At 54.5% G+C, this 21,123-nt stretch carries 14 protein-coding genes and 1 rRNA gene; 3 read left to right on the top strand and 12 right to left on the bottom strand.

Annotated features, from left to right (window positions below):
* Positions 1–59: 59 nt before the first annotated feature.
* The 8 genes from ACHHZ6_RS09865 to bcsR form a co-directional block, all read right to left on the bottom strand.
* Entirely contained in the window at positions 60–1,346 is a 1,287-nt protein-coding gene (locus ACHHZ6_RS09865; protein WP_182272997.1) for a dicarboxylate/amino acid:cation symporter, read from the bottom strand.
* A gap of 159 nt (positions 1,347–1,505) precedes the next feature.
* Positions 1,506–3,512, bottom strand: coding sequence for a biofilm formation regulator HmsP (gene hmsP / locus ACHHZ6_RS09860; protein WP_230857833.1), 2,007 nt, complete (start codon positions 3,510–3,512; stop codon positions 1,506–1,508).
* A gap of 119 nt (positions 3,513–3,631) precedes the next feature.
* Positions 3,632–7,114: a cellulose synthase complex outer membrane protein BcsC gene (gene bcsC / locus ACHHZ6_RS09855; protein ID WP_395122167.1), complete on the bottom strand. Its 3,483-nt coding sequence runs from the start codon at positions 7,112–7,114 to the stop codon at positions 3,632–3,634.
* Complete coding sequence (bcsZ, locus tag ACHHZ6_RS09850) at positions 7,096–8,202, bottom strand: cellulose synthase complex periplasmic endoglucanase BcsZ (RefSeq protein ID WP_395122197.1); 1,107 nt, start codon at positions 8,200–8,202, stop codon at positions 7,096–7,098. The genes bcsC and bcsZ overlap by 19 nt, the downstream gene beginning before the upstream one ends.
* A gap of 6 nt (positions 8,203–8,208) precedes the next feature.
* Positions 8,209–10,614 (bottom strand): cellulose biosynthesis cyclic di-GMP-binding regulatory protein BcsB, encoded by a 2,406-nt coding sequence (bcsB, locus tag ACHHZ6_RS09845; protein ID WP_395122166.1) that lies wholly within the window; start codon positions 10,612–10,614, stop codon positions 8,209–8,211.
* 10 nt (positions 10,615–10,624) lie between these two features.
* The gene (gene bcsA, locus ACHHZ6_RS09840; protein WP_395122165.1) at positions 10,625–13,240 is read right to left on the bottom strand and encodes a UDP-forming cellulose synthase catalytic subunit; all 2,616 of its coding nucleotides are present in this window, start codon (positions 13,238–13,240) and stop codon (positions 10,625–10,627) included.
* Positions 13,237–13,989, bottom strand: coding sequence for a cellulose biosynthesis protein BcsQ (gene bcsQ, locus ACHHZ6_RS09835; RefSeq protein ID WP_182919096.1), 753 nt, complete (start codon positions 13,987–13,989; stop codon positions 13,237–13,239). The genes bcsA and bcsQ overlap by 4 nt, the downstream gene beginning before the upstream one ends.
* A gap of 11 nt (positions 13,990–14,000) precedes the next feature.
* On the bottom strand, positions 14,001–14,189 hold the full coding sequence (gene bcsR / locus ACHHZ6_RS09830) for a cellulose biosynthesis protein BcsR (RefSeq protein ID WP_182273002.1): 189 nt from the start codon (positions 14,187–14,189) through the stop codon (positions 14,001–14,003).
* 173 nt (positions 14,190–14,362) lie between these two features.
* Here bcsR and bcsE point away from each other — a divergent pair, with 173 nt between their 5' ends.
* Genes bcsE through bcsG form a run of 3 tightly spaced genes read left to right on the top strand, consistent with a single transcriptional unit; the run spans position 14,363 to position 17,788 of the window.
* Positions 14,363–15,925, top strand: coding sequence for a cellulose biosynthesis c-di-GMP-binding protein BcsE (gene bcsE, locus ACHHZ6_RS09825; RefSeq protein WP_182919097.1), 1,563 nt, complete (start codon positions 14,363–14,365; stop codon positions 15,923–15,925).
* On the top strand, positions 15,922–16,116 hold the full coding sequence (bcsF, locus tag ACHHZ6_RS09820) for a cellulose biosynthesis protein BcsF (protein WP_182273004.1): 195 nt from the start codon (positions 15,922–15,924) through the stop codon (positions 16,114–16,116). The genes bcsE and bcsF overlap by 4 nt, the downstream gene beginning before the upstream one ends.
* Positions 16,109–17,788, top strand: coding sequence for a cellulose biosynthesis protein BcsG (gene bcsG / locus ACHHZ6_RS09815; RefSeq protein ID WP_182273005.1), 1,680 nt, complete (start codon positions 16,109–16,111; stop codon positions 17,786–17,788). The genes bcsF and bcsG overlap by 8 nt, the downstream gene beginning before the upstream one ends.
* Positions 17,789–17,835: 47 nt before the next feature.
* Here bcsG and ACHHZ6_RS09810 read toward each other — a convergent pair whose 3' ends face one another.
* The 4 genes from ACHHZ6_RS09810 to rrf all read right to left on the bottom strand — a co-directional run bounded on the left by ACHHZ6_RS09810 (position 17,836) and on the right by rrf (position 21,119).
* Complete coding sequence (locus ACHHZ6_RS09810; RefSeq protein WP_395122164.1) at positions 17,836–18,828, bottom strand: glycosyl hydrolase family 8; 993 nt, start codon at positions 18,826–18,828, stop codon at positions 17,836–17,838.
* A 16-nt stretch (positions 18,829–18,844) separates the two neighbouring features.
* Complete coding sequence (birA, locus tag ACHHZ6_RS09805) at positions 18,845–19,804, bottom strand: bifunctional biotin--[acetyl-CoA-carboxylase] ligase/biotin operon repressor BirA (protein ID WP_182919099.1); 960 nt, start codon at positions 19,802–19,804, stop codon at positions 18,845–18,847.
* Positions 19,801–20,829, bottom strand: a complete 1,029-nt coding sequence (murB, locus tag ACHHZ6_RS09800) for a UDP-N-acetylmuramate dehydrogenase (protein WP_182273008.1) — start codon at positions 20,827–20,829, stop codon at positions 19,801–19,803. The genes birA and murB overlap by 4 nt, the downstream gene beginning before the upstream one ends.
* 174 nt (positions 20,830–21,003) lie before the next feature.
* Positions 21,004–21,119 (bottom strand): 5S ribosomal RNA (gene rrf / locus ACHHZ6_RS09795).
* Between the last annotated feature and the right edge of the window lie 4 nt (positions 21,120–21,123).

Genomic DNA, 21,123 nt, shown 5'->3' with positions numbered 1-21,123 from the left:
CAGTTATTATGCGCAGGAGCCCGCATCCCGACAAGGGAATACGGGCATTTATCAGGAGATTAAGAGGATAAACCTGTGGTTTTGCCGTCAGCCGGACGATTATTTAACGTGTCATTGAGCTTTTTGTGATCCAGCTCTTTCACCCATTTCGCCACCACCACCGTTGCCACACCGTTACCGACCAGGTTGGTTAACGCACGGGCTTCAGACATAAAGCGGTCAATACCGAGAATTAACGCCAGGCCGGCCACCGGCAGGTGCCCCACCGCCGAAATGGTCGCCGCCAGCACGATAAAGCCACTGCCTGTTACACCTGCCGCCCCTTTAGATGAGAGCAGGAGCACCACCAGCAGGGTAACCTGATGGAAAATATCCATATGGCTGTTTGTTGCCTGAGCGATAAACACCGCGGCCATCGTGAGGTAGATCGACGTGCCATCCAGGTTAAATGAGTAGCCCGTTGGAATAACCAGCCCCACCACCGACTTACGACAGCCCAGTTTTTCCATCTTATCGAGCATACGCGGCAGTGCAGATTCAGAGGACGACGTGCCCAGAACAATCAGCAACTCTTCGCGGATGTAGCGGATAAATTTGAAAATGCTGAAACCCGCCGCGCGGGCGATTGACCCCAGCACCACCACCACGAACAGAATACAGGTGATATAGAAGCAGATAATCAGCTGACCCAGCTGCACCAGCGTACCCACACCGTATTTACCGATGGTGAACGCCATTGCACCGAAGGCACCAATCGGAGCCAGACGCATGATCATATTGATGATGCCGAAGATGACCTGCGAGAAGCTTTCAATCACGTTAAAGATGAGCTGGCCTTTGCTGCCCAGACGGTGCAGAGCAAAGCCAAACAGCACGGCAAACATCAGCACCTGCAGGATGTTTCCGCTGGCGAATGCGCCGATGACGCTACCCGGAATAATGTCCAGCAGGAAGGCCACAACGCCCTGATCCTTCGCCTGGTCGGCATAAACCGCGACCGCTTTGGCGTCCAGCGTCGACGGGTCAACGTTCATGCCCGCACCTGGCTGCACCACGTTAACGATAATCAGACCAATAATCAGGGCAATGGTACTGACCACTTCGAAATAAAGAAGCGCAACTGCACCGGTACGACCCACCGCTTTCATGCTTTCCATGCCAGCGATGCCGGTCACCACCGTACAGAAGATCACCGGAGCGATAACCATTTTGATGAGCTTAACGAACGCGTCGCCAAGCGGTTTCATTTGTGCGCCCAGTTCAGGGTAGTAGTGGCCAAGCAGAATACCGATTGCGATGGCTGTCAGGACCTGAAAGTAAAGGCTTTTGAAGAGAGAGGTTTTCATAGGGTGTCCTTGGGAAGAAAAACCACAGGCTTTATAAAGTTATGGTTAGCCTGCGGCTTTAAAATAACACCCGTAAAACATGACAGAAATAAACCAACATCAACTTTGAAACACAAATGTTAAAAACTTTGAGCTGACTCGCACAAGCCAGCAACAAAATTACACTTTTGCGTTATTGCCAGCGCTGGAAATATACCGTTGCTCAAAGACATCCGACGGGACGGCGCGAGCAAACAAAAAGCCTTGTCCACTTTCCACACCCGCTTCAGCCAGCCAGTCGCGCTGAGCTTCCGTCTCGATGCCCTCTGCAATCACATGCAGGTTGAGACTGCGTGCCATATGGATAATGGCCTGCACCAGGCTGCTGTCATCCGGCAGCCCGTCAACAAAGGCTTTGTCAATTTTCAGGACATCCACCGGCAGTGTTTTCATGTGCTGGAGCTGACGCAACCCGGCGTAGCCCATGCCAAAATCGTCCAGCGCAATACGAATACCGGCATTTCGCAGCGGTTTCAGGATCGCGACCGCCTCATTCGGATCGTCAATGCGACGGCTTTCCGTCACTTCCAGAATCAGCGTATCGGGCTGGATCCGGTAACGATGAATCAACTCCAGCATCTCAGAAACCATCGTCGGGTGCATAAGCTGCAGGGCTGACAGATTCACCGACAGCGGCAGGGTCACGCCACGCGCCTGCCAGGCGGCAAGCTGGCGGCACGACTCCTCAAGCACCCAGTAGCCTACGGTAACCATCAGGCCGCAGGACTCGATACGCTCGATAAACCCTTCAGGTAGCTCCCACGAGCCATCCGGCTGCTGCATACGCAGCAACGCTTCGGCACTTTTAACCTCGCCCGTCAGCAAATTCACCTGCGGCTGCATCCAGATGGCAAACTGGTGGTTATCCAGCGCGGTGAGAATATCGCTCTCTTCGGTCAGGCGCTGCTGCGCATTTTCCATTTGCTCCGGGTCGAAGAACTGGATCTGGTTTTTCCCTTTGCGGCGGGCAGTCTGGGCCGCCGAGAACGCGCGACGGTAAAGCTGTTCTGCCGTCAGGTCGCCGTAAAACATCGCAATCCCGATGCTGGCGCTCGGACGAAGCTGGATACCCTGAACCGGCAGCCGCTCATTAATGACAGTGAGCACTTGCTGACCTAATGTGACGGCATGCCACGGCTCTTTCACACCATGAGCAATAATCACCAGGTCATAACCACTCACCTGGGTCAGTACCATGCGCGGTGCCAGGACGGATTTCACTTTTTCCACCAGCGTCAGCAACAACACTTCGCGCTGGCTCTCTTTAAGCACACCCGCCGTATCCTGCAGAGTTTCACAGGCAACCACCATCAGCGCCGTTGTCTGCTGGCGGGCAACAGTCTGCTCCAGCAGCGCCATCAGAAACGCTTTGTTGGGTAACTCCGACACCGGAAATCGCGTGGCGCTGCTGTTTAACTCGTCCTGCTGACGCAGGATGCGCTGTTGGTTGATATTGTAGCTGCGCACCAGCATGCCTATCTCATCGTCATGATGAAGGCGTGGCAGCTCAAGCTGGTGTCCCACCTGATTCTGTGGCGAAAGGTTATTCAGCTCCCTGGCGATGTGACGCAAGGGGTGAACAATCAACCGGTTAATACACCAGGTGAGCGCCACGCTCAGAATGAGCGTCAAAAGTAAGTAAGTAGTTACTAACGTAGCCACCCAGTTCATCACGAACTTATACATGCGGTATGAGTCCGCCTGCAGCACCAGATAAGCTAACGGCTGGGGGTTGGCTGGTCGTTCGAGCGAATAAACGGGTAGCGAGATTTGTACCGGCAGCTCAAACAGGCGCATAACCATCATTGGGACGGGCCGTTCAGGGATAAAACTCATCCGCAGTGCCTGGAACTGGTTAGGTAACACCACATCCGCCCGGCTGACAATACCGGCAGGCTGAATGCGTTTTAAAATACTTTCCGCTTCGGGGATATCCCCTTTCAGGATAGAAGCTGAGAGTGGGCCGCGCACCGAGCGCGCAATACTTTCTAATTGCGAAGCCGTGTTATAGCGATTCTGCTGTACGGAATGAAACAGCAAAATAACGCAGAAGAGGAATACAAACAGCATCGTGACGGCAGAAACCATCGCCATCTGTTTGATCGTTAAAGAACGGCTGACACGCAAAATGACTCTCCACAAAACTCGAAGCGCAAGGCGCACCAGGGGGTAAACCTGGTGCGCCTGAGTATACCCGATTGCTACACTTTTTAGAGAGCCTTACACATGGATTAAGCTAAATCTGATTACCAGTCTGCGTACGGTATGAGCGGTTGCGGCGGTAAGTCCATATCGCCCTGCCAGCCCGCTGCGGAGTAACGCACATAGAGCAGCGCATGGCTCGGGGTGTAATCTTTCGCTTCCTGAATATCAACACCGAGACCGACAAACCAGTTGGAGGTCACACGGCGTTCAATGATGGCTCTTGCGGTATAACCGGTTCCTGAAGAACTGCTGCCCGTTTCCATCACACCCCTGTCGGTGTAACGACCAGGCTCATCGGTTGGGATTAGCCCCTGAAGCGGATAGCGCAGCACATCGTCAGTTTTTGAATGCGACCACGACACGGAGCCACCCAGTTCCCACGACCAGTTCTCAGTGCGTTTCCGCCAGGTCACCGGTAATGCAAAGGAGACATACTCCTGCGGGCTATAATAGCCGCCCTGTCCCAGGGTATAGCCGCTCAGATCTTTGTCATAATGCCAGAGCATGTTAGTCAGGCCGGCTGTCAGGCGCTCATTATTTTGATTAATGATCTTGTAGTAGTAACCGGTCATCCAGCGGACGCGCCAGTTATCTTCCACATTTTTACCCGTCAGGCTGTCCGCGCTCAGGCTTGACCAGATACCATTCGCCTCACCTTTGTCATAGCTTATGCTCACGCCACCACCGGTTGCACGTACGCCGCCCCATGTGGTGTCCGTATTGGAGTCATGCTGACCGGCAAAAGCCAGCACGGAGCTGGAAATTGGGCGACGATGGGCATTAACGGTATAGCCAATTGGGCCCAGGTCATTGCTATAGCTCAGGCTGCCAACAACATCCACCACATCAAAGCCCATCGGCGTCGTACCGATGTCCATCGCCCAGGTTTTGTTCTTCCAGCCTACGGCGATGCTCGCGCCATTTGCCGACTGATTAGTATTGCCATGACAAGGCGTTTCCGCACAGGTACCCCATTTAGGATCGTATTCCCCGTTTTTGGTGGCAAACGAACCGGCATCCATATTGACCAGGTCACTGCGGAAGAACATACGCCCATCCGCCAGCGGTGCATCTGCCTGCAGCATAGTGGTATGCGCTTTGAGGTCGGAATATCCGCCCGTGCCGCTTGAACCCCAGTAATCGTGTTGCAGCGTGACGTTAACATCCTGCTGACGGTACAGATCACCGGCATCGCTGCGTACGCCGCGCTTCAGCCAGTCATCTTTCTCATCATTTCGTGTCAGGCGGGTAAAGCTGTCATTGTCAACCGGACGCGTGGTTGTGATACCGGACGACACCATCGCATCTTTATACGTTTCCAGCGCCTGTTGAGGCTGGCCGTTTTGCGCCTGGAAACGCGCCGCATCACGTAACACCAGCGCATTTTCCATAGAAGCGGGCTGCGATTTGGCCTGAGGGATGATTTTGCTGAACGTTTGTTCTGCGGCGGCAGAATCGCCAAGACCCGCCTGCGCCATCGCCACCCGGCGCTGCATGTTGAGTGACAACGGCTGGCCATGCTGTGCGGCAGGCAGTTTCGCCAGCTCTGCACGCGCAGCGTCTTTATTGCCTTCAGCAATATACACTTCGGTCAGACCGAGGATCGCATCTTCGTTTTGCGGCTCACGCTGTAAAACGGTGCCGTAGGCGGTTTTCGCGGCCTCGCGATCGCCACGCTGCTGTGCCCAGTCCGCAAGCGTTAAATCAATACGGGTGGAAGCCGGTTGCTGACGGAGCATATTCTCCGCCTCCTGCTCCTTACCGCTATCCCGCAGACGGTTCGCCGTTTCCAGCACCTGATTACTTTGCAGGCGATCGGCCAACTCCTGAATATTGCTGTTCCACTGGCTACGCGGCAGCTTGTCCAGATGTGCGAGCGCGGCTCTGTCCTGATCGTTACCCGACAGGTAAAGCCCGTTTGCATAGACCTGATCCGGGTCGGACGGTTTTTGGCTGGCAAGCTGACGCATCAGGTTATCCGCCTGGCTGCGCTGGCCTGCGCTATAGAGATCGCGCGACAGACGGTAGGTTATCCACACATCTCCGGGAGAGAGCGCCAGACGACGGCGCTGAATTTCTGCGGCCTGAGCGTATTTTCCCTGGTTTTCCAGCTGTTCTGCCTGGGAAGAGAGCTGCTCGTTGGTCAGACTACGTTCAATATCATCAATACTGCGACGCTGGCTGGCAGACAGCGACTGAATAAACTGTGAGGCTTTCTCCGGGGACTGCGCGCGATAGATATTGGCAAGGCCGCGTACCGCATTGCTGTTACCGCTGTCCATACGCAACGCCTGACGATAATAGCGCTCGGCAGCCGCATTATCTTTGCGCGCCACCGCGACATCGCCCAACCCCAGCACCGCGTAGCTGTCGGTATTGTCGATGTTACGCGCCTGCTGATAGTCACGCTCCGCCTGTGCAGGGTTATTCGCCTTGAGCGCGGCGTCACCCTGCTGGATAAGCAGCCAGTAGCGGTTAACCTTCAGCAGACTATCCCATTTACCCCGGTTATCACTCTGCGGATCGAGGGCGATCGCCTTTTCGAACTGAGCGACCGCGCGGGCACGATCGCCTTTCTGCGAATACGCCTGGCCCAGCGCGCCAACGGCTTCACTGTCGGCATGATTCGCGCTGACCGCTTTTTGCAGCTCTGCCACCGCCTTACCGCCCTGCCCGGCATCGACGGCTGCTAATCCTTCCGCTTTTGCACGGAACGCTGGATCGGCGAGCTGTTTTTGCTGCGCTTCAAGCTGTGAACGCGCCGCCGCCACGCTATCACCGTCACTAAACACGCTCAGGTATTTTTGCAACGCGCTAACGCTGGCGCTGCTGGCTGGCTGGTCTTTGATCTGCTGATACCACATATCAGACGCCTGGCTACGGCCACCGTTGGATTTAGCCATCTCCCGCAGCACAGCAAAGCCTTCATCACTGCGTCCGCTCTGGAACAGTAGTTGCGCCAGCGTCGCCTGCAGCTGCGTATTGCCGGGGCTACTGGCATTGATTTTCTTCAGCTGGTTAATGGCCGAACTGCGGCGAGCCGGGTCTTTCGCCACCACGTTCCAGTATTCTGTCGCCAGATCGCCGCCAGGCGGGTTTCCGGCAAAGAGCTTGTCATACGCGGCAATCGCTTCCTGGGTGTGACCTGTCGTGGCCAGTAAACGCGCCTGCTGTAGCGCCTGACGACCATCAGGGGTGGAAAGCAGCATCGTATTGCGCGACGACTGGTAGGCACCGGAGCTCGGCGCAATCCCTTTCAGACGATCCAGCTCTTTTTGCGCACCGGCAGTATCCCCCTGACGCAGCAGGTAACGGAAGCGTGCGGCAATGACGTCAGGGTTGTTCGGGTCAATCAGTTCAAGACGATAGAGCGACTGACGAACCAAATCCTCGCGCTGCGTCGATTCTCCCAGACGTACCTGTTCCAGCAGCTGTTGCTGTTGCGGGGAATTCGCGGCCTGAGCCAACGGCATCAAAGCCAGGCCAAGCGATAAACTGAGTAGATTTAATGTGAACTTGCGCATTCCTGGCCCCAATCCGGTATTAATTCACCTTTTGCGGTGAAGCGAAAACGATGCTGATCCCATCCTTGTCCAAAGAGGGTCAGCACGTAGCTGTAATAGGCATTTTTATCGGGAAAATGGTCTGCAACACGCTGGCGTTGTGCCGCCTGCGCGTCACGCTTTTGTAAAAAAGGCAGCAGTGAGGCGGAAAAACCAACCGGGCCTTTGCCCGTATGTTTCCCGCTTGCCACATCCACTTTCTCCGGCGGCACACCTTGTTTCGTTGTCATTGCGGCCATCGGCTGTAAACGCGCCAGCAACCTGGCCTTCTGTGGGTCCTGATCGCTCATCATGCCCACCCAGAGGTAGACACGGATGGCGTCGTAGCTACCCACCAGCGATTTATTCTGCTTTAACTGCCAGCCTCTGTTTTTCTGATATTGCACCCAGTCCGGGGAAAAACCTTTCGGCGCAGTCTCCAGCAGTAAGCGCAGGTTCGTTTCACGAAGCGTGGTCCACGGGGCACCAAAACGCGTGAAATAGCTCGCCAGCTGAGGGGGAAGATAGCTGGGGTTAAAGCGCCAGACATGTGCCTCGGCAAAGCCGACTTTACCCGGCAGCAGCATCGAGCCAAGCCCTGGCACTTTCACCACTTCCTCGCTGACAATGCGTTTAAGTAATGCCTTGCCTGTGCGGGTGTAGTCCGGATGTTTCCATAACCGACCCGCTTCGAGCAGTGACCAGGCAATCCAGATATCAGCATCCGACGCGGAGTTTGTATCAATAATCGCCCAGTTTCCTTTGTCTTTCTGCCCCCATAACCAGGCCGGCAGATGGTCGTGTAAATTCCCCTGGGCAAGATTGTCGCGCGTCCATGTCAACAGCAGGTCAAACGTCTTACGGTCATTCGCTGCCAGCGCAAAGAACAGCGCATAGCTTTGCCCTTCAGATGTACTAATTTTGCGCGTGTCACTGGGATCAATGACACGCCCGCTTTCACTGATGTAGTCCTGTTTAAACTGCTCCCAGGCAGGCCAGGTGCAGGCGGCGCGAAGACTCGTCGTCGCCAGCATCAACGCGGCTAACACACACCAGTGAAAGGCTTTCATCACATCTTACTCACGATCCGGGTTCAGGCGACGACGACTGATGATTCGCAGCAGACGCCACAGCACCCATGCCAGCAACACCACGCTCACTGCAGCCAGAATAGCCAGCAGCACCGGATGGTTAGCCAGGGCATACCACAGACGCTCGAACCACGGCAGATGACCCACATAGTAGACATCGCCTACGCGCAGGCTGTTGACCCCCGATTCACGAATGATCGCGACCGAACCAAACATAGACGCACGCTTACCACTGTCATTCATTGCATTGTTAAGCAACGTATAACCGCGTGGGCTATCCGCCAGCAGTGCTACCACGCTACGCTGGTCGTTGTAAGGTGACTGGAAGCCAACAACCGCAGCCATCGCCCCCTGAGAGGTTACCGTCGTTTGTACGCTGGCCTGACGATCGTTGGAATCCGGCATGATGCTCGGGAATTCAGTCTGACGCAGCGGTGTGTTAACCCAGGACTGGGTCGCCTTCACCAGCAAGTCGACGCGTTTTTCATCCTTCAGCTTATCCGGGATGCTCCCGATCAGCATGATGTCGGCATCTTTGTTCTGGATCTGGCTACCATCGTCGGTCAACGTGACGTTAATCGCCGGTAAGCCCGTTTGCGCCCCCATCGACGCCATTGTGTCCAGCAGGGTGGTAACCTGAGCTTCGTTTGGCGCTTTTGGCATCACAACAATGGATTCAGACAGGTCAGCCATGCGGCTGAACGGGAAGCTGGCATTAGCAAACGCACGCAGATCCGGCATCGCAAGGAAGTGATAGAACTTCGAGAAGTCGATGGTCGACTCGTCACCAATCACGACGTGGTTCTGCACCGGCTGGAAGGTGATGCAGTTGTCCGCCGAACCGCCAGGCATCGGGTTCATGTACTGGAAGTCAAAGCGCAGCTGGTTCACCGCACCCAGTTTCAGCGCCGGAATAGAGACATCGGTTTTACCATCCAGCAGCCCCTGCAGCACCGGCAGACGCAGCATCAGCTGGTTGTTGTCCTGAGTACTGATCAGACTGAAGGATTGCAGGAACTGGTTGTTCAGGCTGATATCCATACGCGAGCTATCTTTGGTGGCTGGCGCGGTATAGCGGTACTTCAGATTGATATCGATCCCGTTCGTGTGCAGCAGATACAGATCGGGCGGTAGATTCAGTGACAGGTTGACAGGTGCAGGCTCAAGCCCCGTCGACTGAAGTTGTTCTTCATAGGTTTTCAGCTCACCAAAGGTAATGGCACGATCGGTACGCACCCAATTTGGCGCATCGTAAGGTTTACGCGCCAGCAGTGGCTTCACATCATCGACAACCACGCTGGTACCACGGAACAGGACATTACCCTGCGCAATCCCTTTTGCTGCCTGCACCAGATCTTTATCATCACGACCAAACACCACCAGCAGTTTTACGTACGGGTTGTCAGGGTGGCTCATGATTTCAACCGTAGGGGCTTTCACGTCCGGATGATCACGCAGGAAAGATGGACGTTTGTCATTGGTCGCAAAGACCACGGCATTACGATCCGGCAGTTGATCGAACATCACCGGGAAGTTCTGTCCGCGCCAGGCGGAACGGGAGCCAAACCAGGATGCCACAATGGTGGCCGCCAGCTGTTGGGTCACGTCCGGGGATGCCGCGAACACCACCGGCAGCGTTAACTGACGGTTATCGCGAGGATCAAAGAACGGGATCGGGAACGACGAGAGATCGTTTTTCAGCGACAGCGACTGGTAGGTCATCTGCAACGATGAGTTACGACCCACGTCCACCCACAGCGTGCTGCTGGCCGGGTTTTCACACACGTCACGGTAGTGACCCACGAACTCCAGCCGGACGCGGTTAAAGTCGGTGATAAACAGCGGGTTGATTGGCACCTGTGCCAGCGTTTTTTTACCCAGCTGTTCTTTCGTGACAGGCAGTACGTCCATCAGCTCGTCATTCAGGTAAACCTTGAGCTGCGATTGTACTGGCAGAAGCGCCGGAGATGGCGTGTACTCGAGATTCAGCATCGCCTTCGATACGACTTCATCGCTGCGCATGCCAAACTCAATGCCACCATCAGGGTTGATGCCACGCAGCACCATGCTGCCCGGAGGTGGGGCAATCTGGGCAAAGGTCAGCTTCACGTCCCGCGACGGGGCATTTTCCGCGACAACGGGCGCGTTAGCACCACGGACTCCCGGCATAACCTGCCCGACGACGCTCTGGTCTGCCGACAGCGTGTTCCCCTCCGCAGACAAGTTCGCAGCAACGTTCTCCGTTTGACCGGATGCTGCTGTGACCGCAACCACAGGAACCGTTGAGGCAGCCGTGGCTGCTGCGTTTTCAGGCGCTGCGTTAGCCATTGTTGCGGGGAGCGCACTCATCCCCATTGCCACTGCACATAACCAGGAAAGTTTTGTTTTCATCGCGTTATCATCATTGTTGAGCCATAACCGGGTCCGCCTGCTTCGCCTCATCCCGCTCAGGACGACGAGGAATGAACGACACGACCCAGGAAACCAGCGAAGTAAGTGTCCGGAAAATTAATTTCACCGATGACGGGGCAAATTCTGCAAGGTGACGATAGCCACGGAACCCCAGCTTCAGAATATCCAGCAGGCTTTCCAGAGGTTTATCTTCCGGGAAGCTGTCCTGCCAGAGAGCCCACGTGTCCGCGCGGGCAAACGTACACTGCACAAAATCAATATGTTGCTTCTTGGTCAGCGGCATCAGCTGCAGACCGACTTCATTGCCTAACACACGCACAACCTGCGTCGGGAAGACATACTCTTGCTGACCACGCTTGAGCAGCAGGTTAACTTTCTGCCCCTCCAGCACCTTCGCCTGACCGTTGATTTTGATACCCAGACCACCGTCCGAGAAGTCATGCACGGTACAGGAGAAGAGATGGCCATCTTCACGGGCTATCGCCGCAGGCATGCTGATTTCAACACGATGCGCGCGACGTACCTGTTTGCTTTCCACCGACACCGCCACCGCGCCGCCGAGGATAATCAGGTTGTAGAACACCCATGCCATACTCACGAATACCGTCAGGATCTCGTTTTCAGGGCCGTAGAAGTAACGCCAGACGCCGGCAATGACGCCAACGATATTGAGCAGTACGAGGAAGATGTACGGACGGGAGATCACCCAGTCGACATACTCTTCTTTCACCAGGCCACCTTTCGCGGTGACGTTGAATTTGCCTTTATGTGGATTAATCAGCGCCACCATCGTTGGCGGTGCGATATACCAGGCCAGCACTGTTTCGTAGATTTCACTCCAGAACGAGTGGCGATATTTGCCCTGAATCTTCGAGTTCGTCAGGCTCGCGTGGATCATGTGCGGCAAGACAAACAGCGCAATCATCAGCGCAGGCGCGTAGATGATGTAAGCATGAAGAAGCAGGAACGCCAGCGGCGCGGTCAGGAAGATCAGCCGCGGAATACCGGATAAGAAGTGGAACATGGCGTTGACGTAGCACAGCCGCTGCGCCAGCTTTAACCCTTTCCCAAGCAGCGGGTTATCGAGACGGAAAATCTGTACCATCCCGCGAGCCCAGCGAATACGCTGGCCGATATGCGCCGAAAGTGACTCCGTTGCCAGACCTGCTGCCTGCGGGATCCGCATGTAGGCAGAGGTATAACCGCGACGGTGCAGACGCAGTGAAGTGTGGGCATCTTCGGTGACGGTTTCGACGGCAATGCCACCAATTTCATCCAGCGGTTTGCGGCGAATGACGGCACACGAACCACAGAAGAAGGTCGCATCCCACATGTCGTTCCCGTCCTGTACCAGACCGTAGAACAGCGTGCCTTCGTTTGGTGTTTTACGGAAACGGCCAAGGTTACGTTCAAACGGATCCGGCGAGAAGAAATGGTGTGGTGTCTGCATCATCGCCAGCGGTTTCTCTTTGAGGAACCAGCCCATCGTCATTTGCAGGAACGAGCGCGTCGGCACGTGGTCGCAGTCAAAGATGGCGACAAACTCCCCTGTGGCATATTTCAGCGCGTTGTTGATGTTCCCGGCTTTCGCGTGTTCGTGGGTGGTTCGGGCGACATACTCCACGCCCACCTCTTTCGCAAACTGGCGGAACTCTTCACGGCCACCGTCATCAAGCACCCAGATTTTGAGTTTATCCTTCGGCCAGTCGATGCCCAACGCCGCGTAAATCGTGTTCTTCACGACGGTCAAGTCTTCGTTGTAGGTCGGCACAAAGAGATCGACAGTCGGCCACAGCGACGTATCTTTTGGCAACGGCACAGGCTGGCGATTGAGCGGCCAGACCACCTGGAAATAGCCCAGCACCAGTACAATCCAGGCGTAGGTTTCTGCAAACAACAGCACCAAACCACACACCAGGCTTACCGGATCATCCCAGTTCAGCGTCGAGGTATAACGCCACCAGATGTAGCGACAGGAGACGGTCAGCGACAGCACGATCAGCATCAGAGCGGAGAAGCGCCCCGGGATACGTCGCACCAGCAGCGCCACACCCCACAGCAGGATCAGGAAGGTGAACTGCGCCAGAGGGTTAAAGGGCTGAGTAATACAGACCAGAGCCAGAATGAGCGAGAACACCACGATCACGCCGAGGATAAAACGCCGCAATCCCGGATGCAGGTGTCCGAGTTCTTTGTGGTTATCCAGGTGACTGGTGCGATCGCCGACACGGTCGGGCAATTTATCCAGCCACTGGTGGTAGCGTTCACGTAATTGATGGGCACGTTCGAAGCTGCGCCAGCGTGTGGACTTGTTGTCCGACTGGGGCGTGGTCGCCACCAGCCAGATAGCCTGAATAAGATAACGCGCCGGATCTAATGGCCGCGGTCTGTCAGGGTTAATATGCGGATAAAGCTCACTGTGCCGCGCACGAATACGCTGCCAGCGAGGGTGTTCGAGCGGAATGAACATCCAGGCCAGGATCATCCAGAAACAGCCGAGCGTGGCGCTAAACCATGAAGCACCATGCCGACGGTAATGCCGGTAGCGTTCGCTTAAACGCGAACTGACCGGCGGGATGAGTAACCAGGTGGACAGACGGCTCATACGGAACTCCCGGCTGGCTCCGCCCCGGTGGCGAAGTGCAGCAGACACCAGTTCGCCAGCGTCAGAACTTCTTCTGCCGCCAGTGAATCGCTACGGTATTCGCCGAGTGGCTGTTTGGAAGCGAGGCATTCGGCCATCCCCTCATCACGGTGAATCACCATCGGCAGCAGGTGGCGCTGGCTTTGCAGCCAAACCTGGTACAGGTCGTCCTGCACCTGGCTGCCAACGCGTAAATCGTTAATCAGCAGATGGGGGTTTTTGGGCAGCACTTGCTGGTGCAAACGGATATGGCAATTTGCATCAACGTTCACAATGGACAGGATATGGTCACATTGCGCGATAAGCTGACGCGTGAGCGGAGCGTAGCCATGCGGCAGATCCAGTAAAATCCACTGGTAATGGCCTTTTTCTTTAAGGCGCTGCAGGGCGTGGATAAATGCCTCCAGTGTGGGCTGGTTTGCGTAGTAATTCTCACGCTCATCGATGGTCAGTTGCCCGAAAGGCAGCAGGTCGAGCTGAGAGGTATAGCGCAACCCGGCATCTCGCCAGTCTTTACCATCCAGCAACGCACGTGCCCAGCCTCCCTGATGAGCGAAGTCAACGTTGAAAGACATACGCAGCAAATTATTCGGGCAGGCATCAATAACCAGCACCGACTCGCCTAACAGCTGTAATGACCACGCCAGCGCCGCGGTAATGGATGTTGTACCCACTCCCCCACGGACGCCCTGTAATCCGAGTATGGCCATCAATGGCTCCCTTATTGTTGTTGGGCTAATTCAGCTAATAACGGCCAGCGTTTAATAGCCGCGGCCAACTGTTCCCGCTGGGAAATATCGGTGTAATCTATTTCAGGCAATGAAAAAGCCTGCGTCAGCGCCAGAAAATCATTTTGGAATGTGTAACCCAGACTTGAGTCAACGGGTGTTCCAGGTTCGTTATTATGCATTTTTTTTCATCCCTTTGAGTAAAGCCGCAAGATCAGATGTCACGAGGCTTCCTGCCCTATGAATTTTCGTTTACATGCTAAATCTGATGTTCTTTAATTTCAATGTTAGGTTTATTTCTACGCTTTCGCTAGTAAACTGAGATACAGATAAATTAAACGAAAAGAGGGACACCGTGAACTCCATATTTTCTATTGGCATCCAGTCATTATGGGACGAATTGCGCCACATGCCAGTCGGAGGAGTCTGGTGGGTGAATACGGATCGCAATGAAGATGCTATCCGTCTGGTAAACCAGACAATTGCTGCACAGGACAAGGATGCTCGCGTGGCAGTCATTAGCATGGGCGAAGAGCCTAAAAACATCATCGAGCTTGAAAGCGATCGTGGACCGCAGACCGTAAAATTATTTACCATGCCCGCGAAAACCGATGGTCTATACTTTATGACTCGCGACGTCCAGTGCTCTATTGACCCTGATCACTATCTACTTATCCTCAAATGTTCTAATAACGCTCTGCAAAATATCCCTGTTGAAAAACTGCTGCACTGGCTGGAAAAAATCAATAAATGGGCAAAATTTCAAAATTGCACACTATTGGTCATCAACCCTGGCAGTAATAACGACAAGCTCGTCTCGCTTTTAATGAGTCAATATCGCTCCCTCTCCGGGCTGGCAAGTATCCATGACCAGGCGGACAGTTATCTCTACGACGTTGCATTCTGGTGTAATGAAAAAGGGGTGAGTGCCAGACAGCAACTGACGCTCAAACTTATTGAGGGCGAGTGGCATCTCGCACGCCTTGAAGAAACCGTGGTTCAACCGCGCAGCGATGAAAAACGCATTCTGAGCCATCTTGCAGTATTAGAAGGCGCACCCGCGCTTTCTGAAAACTGGTCACTGTTTGAAACCAACGAAGCCCTGTTTCATGAAGCCCGTACCACCCAGGCAGCAACCATTGTTTTCTCATTAACGCAGAATAACCAGATAGAAACACTGGCAAGACAAATTCACACCTTACGCCGCCAGCGCGGCAGTGCGCTAAAAATTGTGGTGCGCGAAAATAATACCAGCCTGCGTGCCACAGACGAGCGCCTGCTGCTGGGCTGCGGTGCGAATATGGTCATACCGTGGAATGCCCCGCTGTCACGCTGCCTGACGCTTCTCGAAAGTATTCAGGGTCAGCAGTTTAACCGCCATGTGCCGGAAGACATCTCCACGTTGCTCTCTATGACCCAACCGATGAAACTGCGCGGATACCAGAAGTGGGATACCTTCTGCGATGCCGTCGGCAACATGATGAACAACACGTTGCTTCCGGCAGACGGGAAAGGGGTAATGGTGGCTCTTCGTCCGGTACCGGGTATCCGCGTTGAGCAGGCACTGACCTTGTGCCGCCCGAACCGCACCGGGGATATCATGACGATTGGCGGCAACCGTCTGGTTCTGTTTTTGTCATTCTGTCGAATCAACGATCTCGACACCGCGCTGAATCATATCTTCCCTCTGCCAACCGGAGATATATTCTCGAACCGTATGACCTGGTTCGAAGATAACCTGATCGCTGCAGAGCTTGTGCAGATGCGCACCCTCGAACCTGAGCACTGGGTTAAACCGCTCCCTATGACCAGCAATTTCAAACCGGTTCTCAATGCTAAGCATGACGGACATGTCTGGCGTCGGGTGCCAGAACCACTTCGCTTATTACCAGAGAACGGGGAGAACGCATCATCATGAATATCAGCGATATCATTCAACTGGTCGTATTTTGTGCGCTGATCTTTTTCCCGCTTGGTTACTATGCGCGCCATTCACTGCACCGTATTTGTAATACGGCCAGAGTGCTGTTTGTAAGACCACGCTACGTTAAACCAGCCGGTACACTGACACGGAATTCACACTCCAGGGCAAATCGAAAACATGACTAATTCTACCTATACCGCTTCGGCACCTTCGCCGCTCTGGCAATACTGGCGCGGCCTTTCCGGCTGGAACTTCTACTTTCTGGTGAAGTTTGGCCTGCTGTGGGCAGGGTACCTGAACTTCCATCCGCTGCTCAACCTAGTGTTTATGGCCTTCCTGCTGATGCCTCTGCCAAATATCAGGCTGCATCGCCTGCGCCACTGGGTTGCCATCCCGGTGGGCTTTGCGTTGTTCTGGCATGACACCTGGCTACCGGGGCCGGACAGCATCATGAGCCAGGGCTCACAGGTTGCGAGCTTTAGTTCCGGCTATATCGTCGACCTGACCGAGCGTTTCATTAACTGGCAGATGATTGGCGCGGTGTTTGTGCTGCTGGTTGCCTGGCTGTTCCTGGCGCAGTGGCTTCGCGTCACAGTGTTTGTCGTCGCCATTATGGTCTGGCTTAACGTGCTGACGCTGGCAGGGTCGAGCTTCTCCCTGTGGCCCGTTGGCCAGCCGACCACGACGGTCGCCGCCACGGGTGGCGCTGCGGCAGCAACCATTGCGACAGCAGGTGATACACCTGTGGTGGGAGATATCCCAACGCAGACCGCCCCACCCACCTCTGCCAACCTGAACGCCTGGCTCTCCAGCTTCTATACCGCAGAAGATAAGCGCCAGACCAAGTTCCCGGATGCGCTGCCTGCAGATGCCCAGCCGTTTGAACTGCTGGTGATCAACATCTGTTCTCTCTCATGGGCAGACGTGGATGCCGCCGGTTTAATGTCGCACCCACTGTGGTCACGCTTCGATATTCAGTTTAAAGATTTCAACTCCGCCACGTCGTACAGCGGCCCGGCGGCGATCCGTCTGATGCGCGCCAGCTGCGGCCAGCCATCGCATAAGAACCTGTATCAGCCAGCCGGCAACCAGTGTTATCTCTTTGATAACCTGTCCAGACTGGGCTTCACGCAGCACCTGATGCTGGGTCATAACGGCCAGTTCGGTGACTTCCTGAAAGAAGTACGTGCAGAAGGTGGAATGCAAGCACCGCTGATGGATCAAACCGGTCTGCCGGTGGCGCTGCTGGGCTTCGACGGTTCGCCAGTTTATGACGATACCGCCGTGCTGCAACGCTGGTTGCAGACCATTGAAAAAGACAGCAATCCGCGCAGCGCGACGTTCTATAACACTCTGCTACTTCACGACGGTAACCATTATCCTGGCGTGAGCAAAACGGCCGATTACAAGATTCGTGCGCAGAAGTTCTTTGATGAGCTGGATGCATTCTTCACTGAGCTGGAAAAATCAGGCCGTAAAGTGATGGTGATTGTGGTGCCGGAACACGGTGGCGCGCTGAAAGGTGACAGAATGCAGGTTTCTGGCCTGCGTGACATTCCAAGCCCGTCCATCACCAACGTACCTGCCGGGGTTAAATTCTTTGGCATGAAGGCTCCGCATCAGGGCGCGCCAATTGAGATCACTAAACCAGGTAGCTACCTGGCGATTTCAGAGCTGGTTGCCCGAGCGGTAGACGGTAAGTTGTTTGTGGAAGATAACGTGAACTGGAATCAGCTCACCAGTGGCCTGCCGGAAACCGCAGAGGTTTCAGAGAACGCCAACGCGGTGGTGATTCAGTACCAGAACAAACCGTATGTTCGTCTGAATGGTGGAGACTGGGTACCGTATCCGCAGTAACTCACTTACCCTCTCCCATAGGGGAGAGGGTATAACGGGTGCCAGTATTATTGCTCTGCGAGCCAGACAAGCATCTTAAGACTCGCGGAGTAATAGTCATCTTTGGCGGTGATTTCGGGTTCTCCGGATGACTGCCCCATCGTTAAATCACGTACTGCCAGCAGCCCCCCTTCCATCATGTAAGGGGCATACTCATTCGTTGTGACATTGACCCATGCCGGGGTTTGCTCCCGGGAAAATTGATTAAACCAGGTACGCCATGGGGTTAACAGCTGACTGTGTTTATCCGACCAGGCGACATACAGCGGGATTCTAATGGCATCGTAGCTCATGCGCGGTGGCCAGGTTTTGGCGGGTTCCAGCTTGCCACCCGCTTCCAGAGAGACCCAGTCAGTCGGCAGGTTAGCTTTACCCGAACCCATTTTCCCCAGCAGCCGTTGCCCATCCAGAATCAATTCGCGCCAGACCTTCTGATGGCTACGGTCTGCAAATGCCTGCCAGGCCGGGAACACGAAATAGGAAGGGTTAAGCACCACTTCGCTGTCCAGGTTAAATCCCTGCACACCGGGTAGCATCACACGGTAACCCGCATAGCGGATCATATTGTGAGCAATCAACGATTTCGTGATGGCATCCGATGCAGTACTGTAGCGCTTGTCATGCCAGCGTGTATCCGCTTTTAACAGCGCCCATGCAATCAACACATCGCCGTCAGAAGCGTTGTTTTTGTCGGCAACCGGGTTCGACTCTCCGGGGTTATAACGCCAGTAAAACAGACCGTTCTCTTTGTTCTTCAGCGTGCTATCAGTCCACTGCCAGAGCTTATCGAACGTGGCTTTATCGTTGTTTGCCACCGCCATCAGCATGGCGAACCCCTGACCTTCCGTATGCGAAACGTCACCATTGCCGGTATCGACAATCCGGCCTTCCGGTTTGAAAAAGCGTGTTTTATAACTTTCCCAGGCCTGACCCGCCTGAGAGAGAGGAGAGAACAGCAAACTCATCATCACAGCCAGCGTGGCACATATGGGTTTTCGCATAATTAACTCAATCCGGTTATTCAGCACTTCGCAGTGAAATTTCACCACCTACCCACGGTTTGATCACGCCATCCTGCTCCAGGAGCAATGCGCCCTGTGCATCAATGCCACGGGAGGTACCGTAGATTTCTTTATCACCAATCAGTAATTTCACCGGCCGGTTGATAAAGTTGTCCAGCCTTTCCCAACGCGACAGGAACGGTGCCAGCCCTTCCTGTTCAAAGAGAGACAGAGAGCTGCGTAGTTCTTTAATCATACGCACGGCAAGGGTATTACGATCGATGGTGATCCCCGCTTCCTGCAGGTTAGTCCAGGCCTGATTCACGACGTCGTTCTGTACATTACGCATAACCATATTAAGGCCAGCACCAATTACGATCTGCGCAGCATCGCCTGTTTTTCCTGTCAGTTCGACGAGAATACCGGCAAGCTTACGGTCGTTCAGATACAGATCGTTTGGCCATTTCACGCGTACGTTATCAGCCCCCAGGTCATGCAGGACTTCCGCCATCACAATGCCGATCACCAGGCTCAGGCCAATGGCGGCAGCTGGCCCCTGCTCAAGACGCCAGAACATGGAAAGATAGAGGTTGGCACCAAACGGCGAGAACCACTTGCGGCCACGACGACCACGCCCGGCCTGTTGATACTCGGCAACGCAGGCATCGCCCGACACCAGATCACTCAGTCGATCCAGAAGATACTGGTTCGTCGAGTCAATCACTGGCAGTACGGCAACGTTTCCTCCTACCTGACGGCGGATCACCTCTTCGTTCAGTAACTGAATCGGCTCCGGCAGGCTGTAGCCTTTTCCGGGAACCGTGAATACATCAACCCCCCAGTCGCGGAGAGTATGAATATGCTTATTGATGGCGGCACGGCTCATGCCCAGTTGCTCACCCAGCTGTTCACCAGAGTGAAACTCACCATCAGCCAGGATACCGATCAGGGTTAAGGGGATGGTATTGTCCTTCACGCGATGGTCTCCACGGCATTAACTTCACCCGTACGGCCAATAAAGCGGACTTCTGGCTCCAGCCATACGTTAAATTTTTCGCCCACGCGCTGACGCACGTGATGTGCCAGCTGTACCACATCATCGCTGGTTGCATTGCTTTGGTTAATCAGCACCAGTGCCTGCTGACGATGAACGGCTGCACCACCTACTGAGGTACCTTTTAACTGGCATTGATCGATAAGCCAGCCTGCGGCCAGCTTCACGCTGCCATCGGCCTGAGGGTAATGAGGTGCTGTTGGCCAACCTGCGAGAAGTTTTTCCGCATTTTCGCTGCTGATCACCGGGTTTTTGAAGAAACTTCCTGCATTTCCGTTCACTTTCGGATCAGGAAGTTTAGTCATTCGCATATGGCAAACCGAGTCAAAAACCTCACGGGCAGTAACTGTTGTCGGATCAAAGCGCGTTAAATCGCCGTAGGTCAGAACAGGTTTCCAGCTTTTTGACAGACATAAACCCACGGCCACAATCACGTAGCGATCCTGATACTCATGTTTGAAAATACTGTCACGGTAGCCGAAACGACACTGTTCTGCCGTTAAGCGCAGAGCTGTTCCGGTCGCCAGCTCAATACAGTCGACATATTCACAGACGTGTTTTAGTTCGATGCCATAAGCACCGATATTTTGAATAGGTGATGATCCAGCGCAGCCCGGAATGAGGGCAAGGTTTTCCAGGCCCGGCATTCCTTTTTCGAGGGTATATTGCACCAGATTGTGCCAGTTTTCTCCGGCACCCACGCGCAGATGCCAGCTATCGGCACTCTCTTCAACATCAATTCCCATGATGCGGTTAACGATCACCGTCCCCGCAAAATCATCAAGAAACAGGACATTACTTCCTTCGCCCAGAATCAGTACGGGTTCGTCGTTTTCTGTTGCGCTTTGCCATGCATTCAGCAGTTGCTGAGCAGTATCGGCACGTACAATTTGATTAGCATTCCGTTGAATACCAAAGGTATTCCAGGGCTTAAGGGAGTGGTTCATAGACGCTATCCTGATGCAAAAACGCAGTTAGTTTACCGTATAAGCAGGAAGTTGGGGTGATTAGTTTGTGGGGGTATTCTGTAGCCTGGGTCAGGTGCAACCGCCGCCGGGCATTTTAAAACACGCAAAGCAAAAAACCCCGCACCTTCCGGTACGGGGTTCTTCTTATTTGATGCCTGGCAGTTCCCTACTCTCACATGGGGAGACCCCACACTACCATCGGCGCTACGGCGTTTCACTTCTGAGTTCGGCATGGGGTCAGGTGGGACCACCGCGCTAAAGCCGCCAGGCAAA

This window comes from Enterobacter cloacae complex sp. 2024EL-00214 (assembly GCF_043945575.1).
Taxonomy (GTDB): Bacteria; Pseudomonadota; Gammaproteobacteria; order Enterobacterales; family Enterobacteriaceae; genus Enterobacter; species Enterobacter cloacae_P.
The sequence above is the reverse complement of the archived record's forward strand: the minus strand, read 5'-3'. Positions and strand labels throughout refer to the sequence as shown.

Coding starts and splice junctions, on each gene's coding strand:
- ACHHZ6_RS09865 (WP_182272997.1), bottom strand. CDS start 1,346: ATGAAAACCTCTCTCTTCAAAAGCCTTTACTTTCAGGTCCTGACAGCC.
- bcsC (WP_395122167.1), bottom strand. CDS start 7,114: ATGCGCAAGTTCACATTAAATCTACTCAGTTTATCGCTTGGCCTGGCT.
- bcsZ (WP_395122197.1), bottom strand. CDS start 8,202: ATGAAAGCCTTTCACTGGTGTGTGTTAGCCGCGTTGATGCTGGCGACG.
- bcsB (WP_395122166.1), bottom strand. CDS start 10,614: ATGAAAACAAAACTTTCCTGGTTATGTGCAGTGGCAATGGGGATGAGT.
- bcsA (WP_395122165.1), bottom strand. CDS start 13,240: ATGAGCCGTCTGTCCACCTGGTTACTCATCCCGCCGGTCAGTTCGCGT.
- bcsQ (WP_182919096.1), bottom strand. CDS start 13,989: ATGGCCATACTCGGATTACAGGGCGTCCGTGGGGGAGTGGGTACAACA.
- bcsR (WP_182273002.1), bottom strand. CDS start 14,189: ATGCATAATAACGAACCTGGAACACCCGTTGACTCAAGTCTGGGTTAC.
- bcsF (WP_182273004.1), top strand. CDS start 15,922: ATGAATATCAGCGATATCATTCAACTGGTCGTATTTTGTGCGCTGATC.
- bcsG (WP_182273005.1), top strand. CDS start 16,109: ATGACTAATTCTACCTATACCGCTTCGGCACCTTCGCCGCTCTGGCAA.
- ACHHZ6_RS09810 (WP_395122164.1), bottom strand. CDS start 18,828: ATGCGAAAACCCATATGTGCCACGCTGGCTGTGATGATGAGTTTGCTG.
- murB (WP_182273008.1), bottom strand. CDS start 20,829: ATGAACCACTCCCTTAAGCCCTGGAATACCTTTGGTATTCAACGGAAT.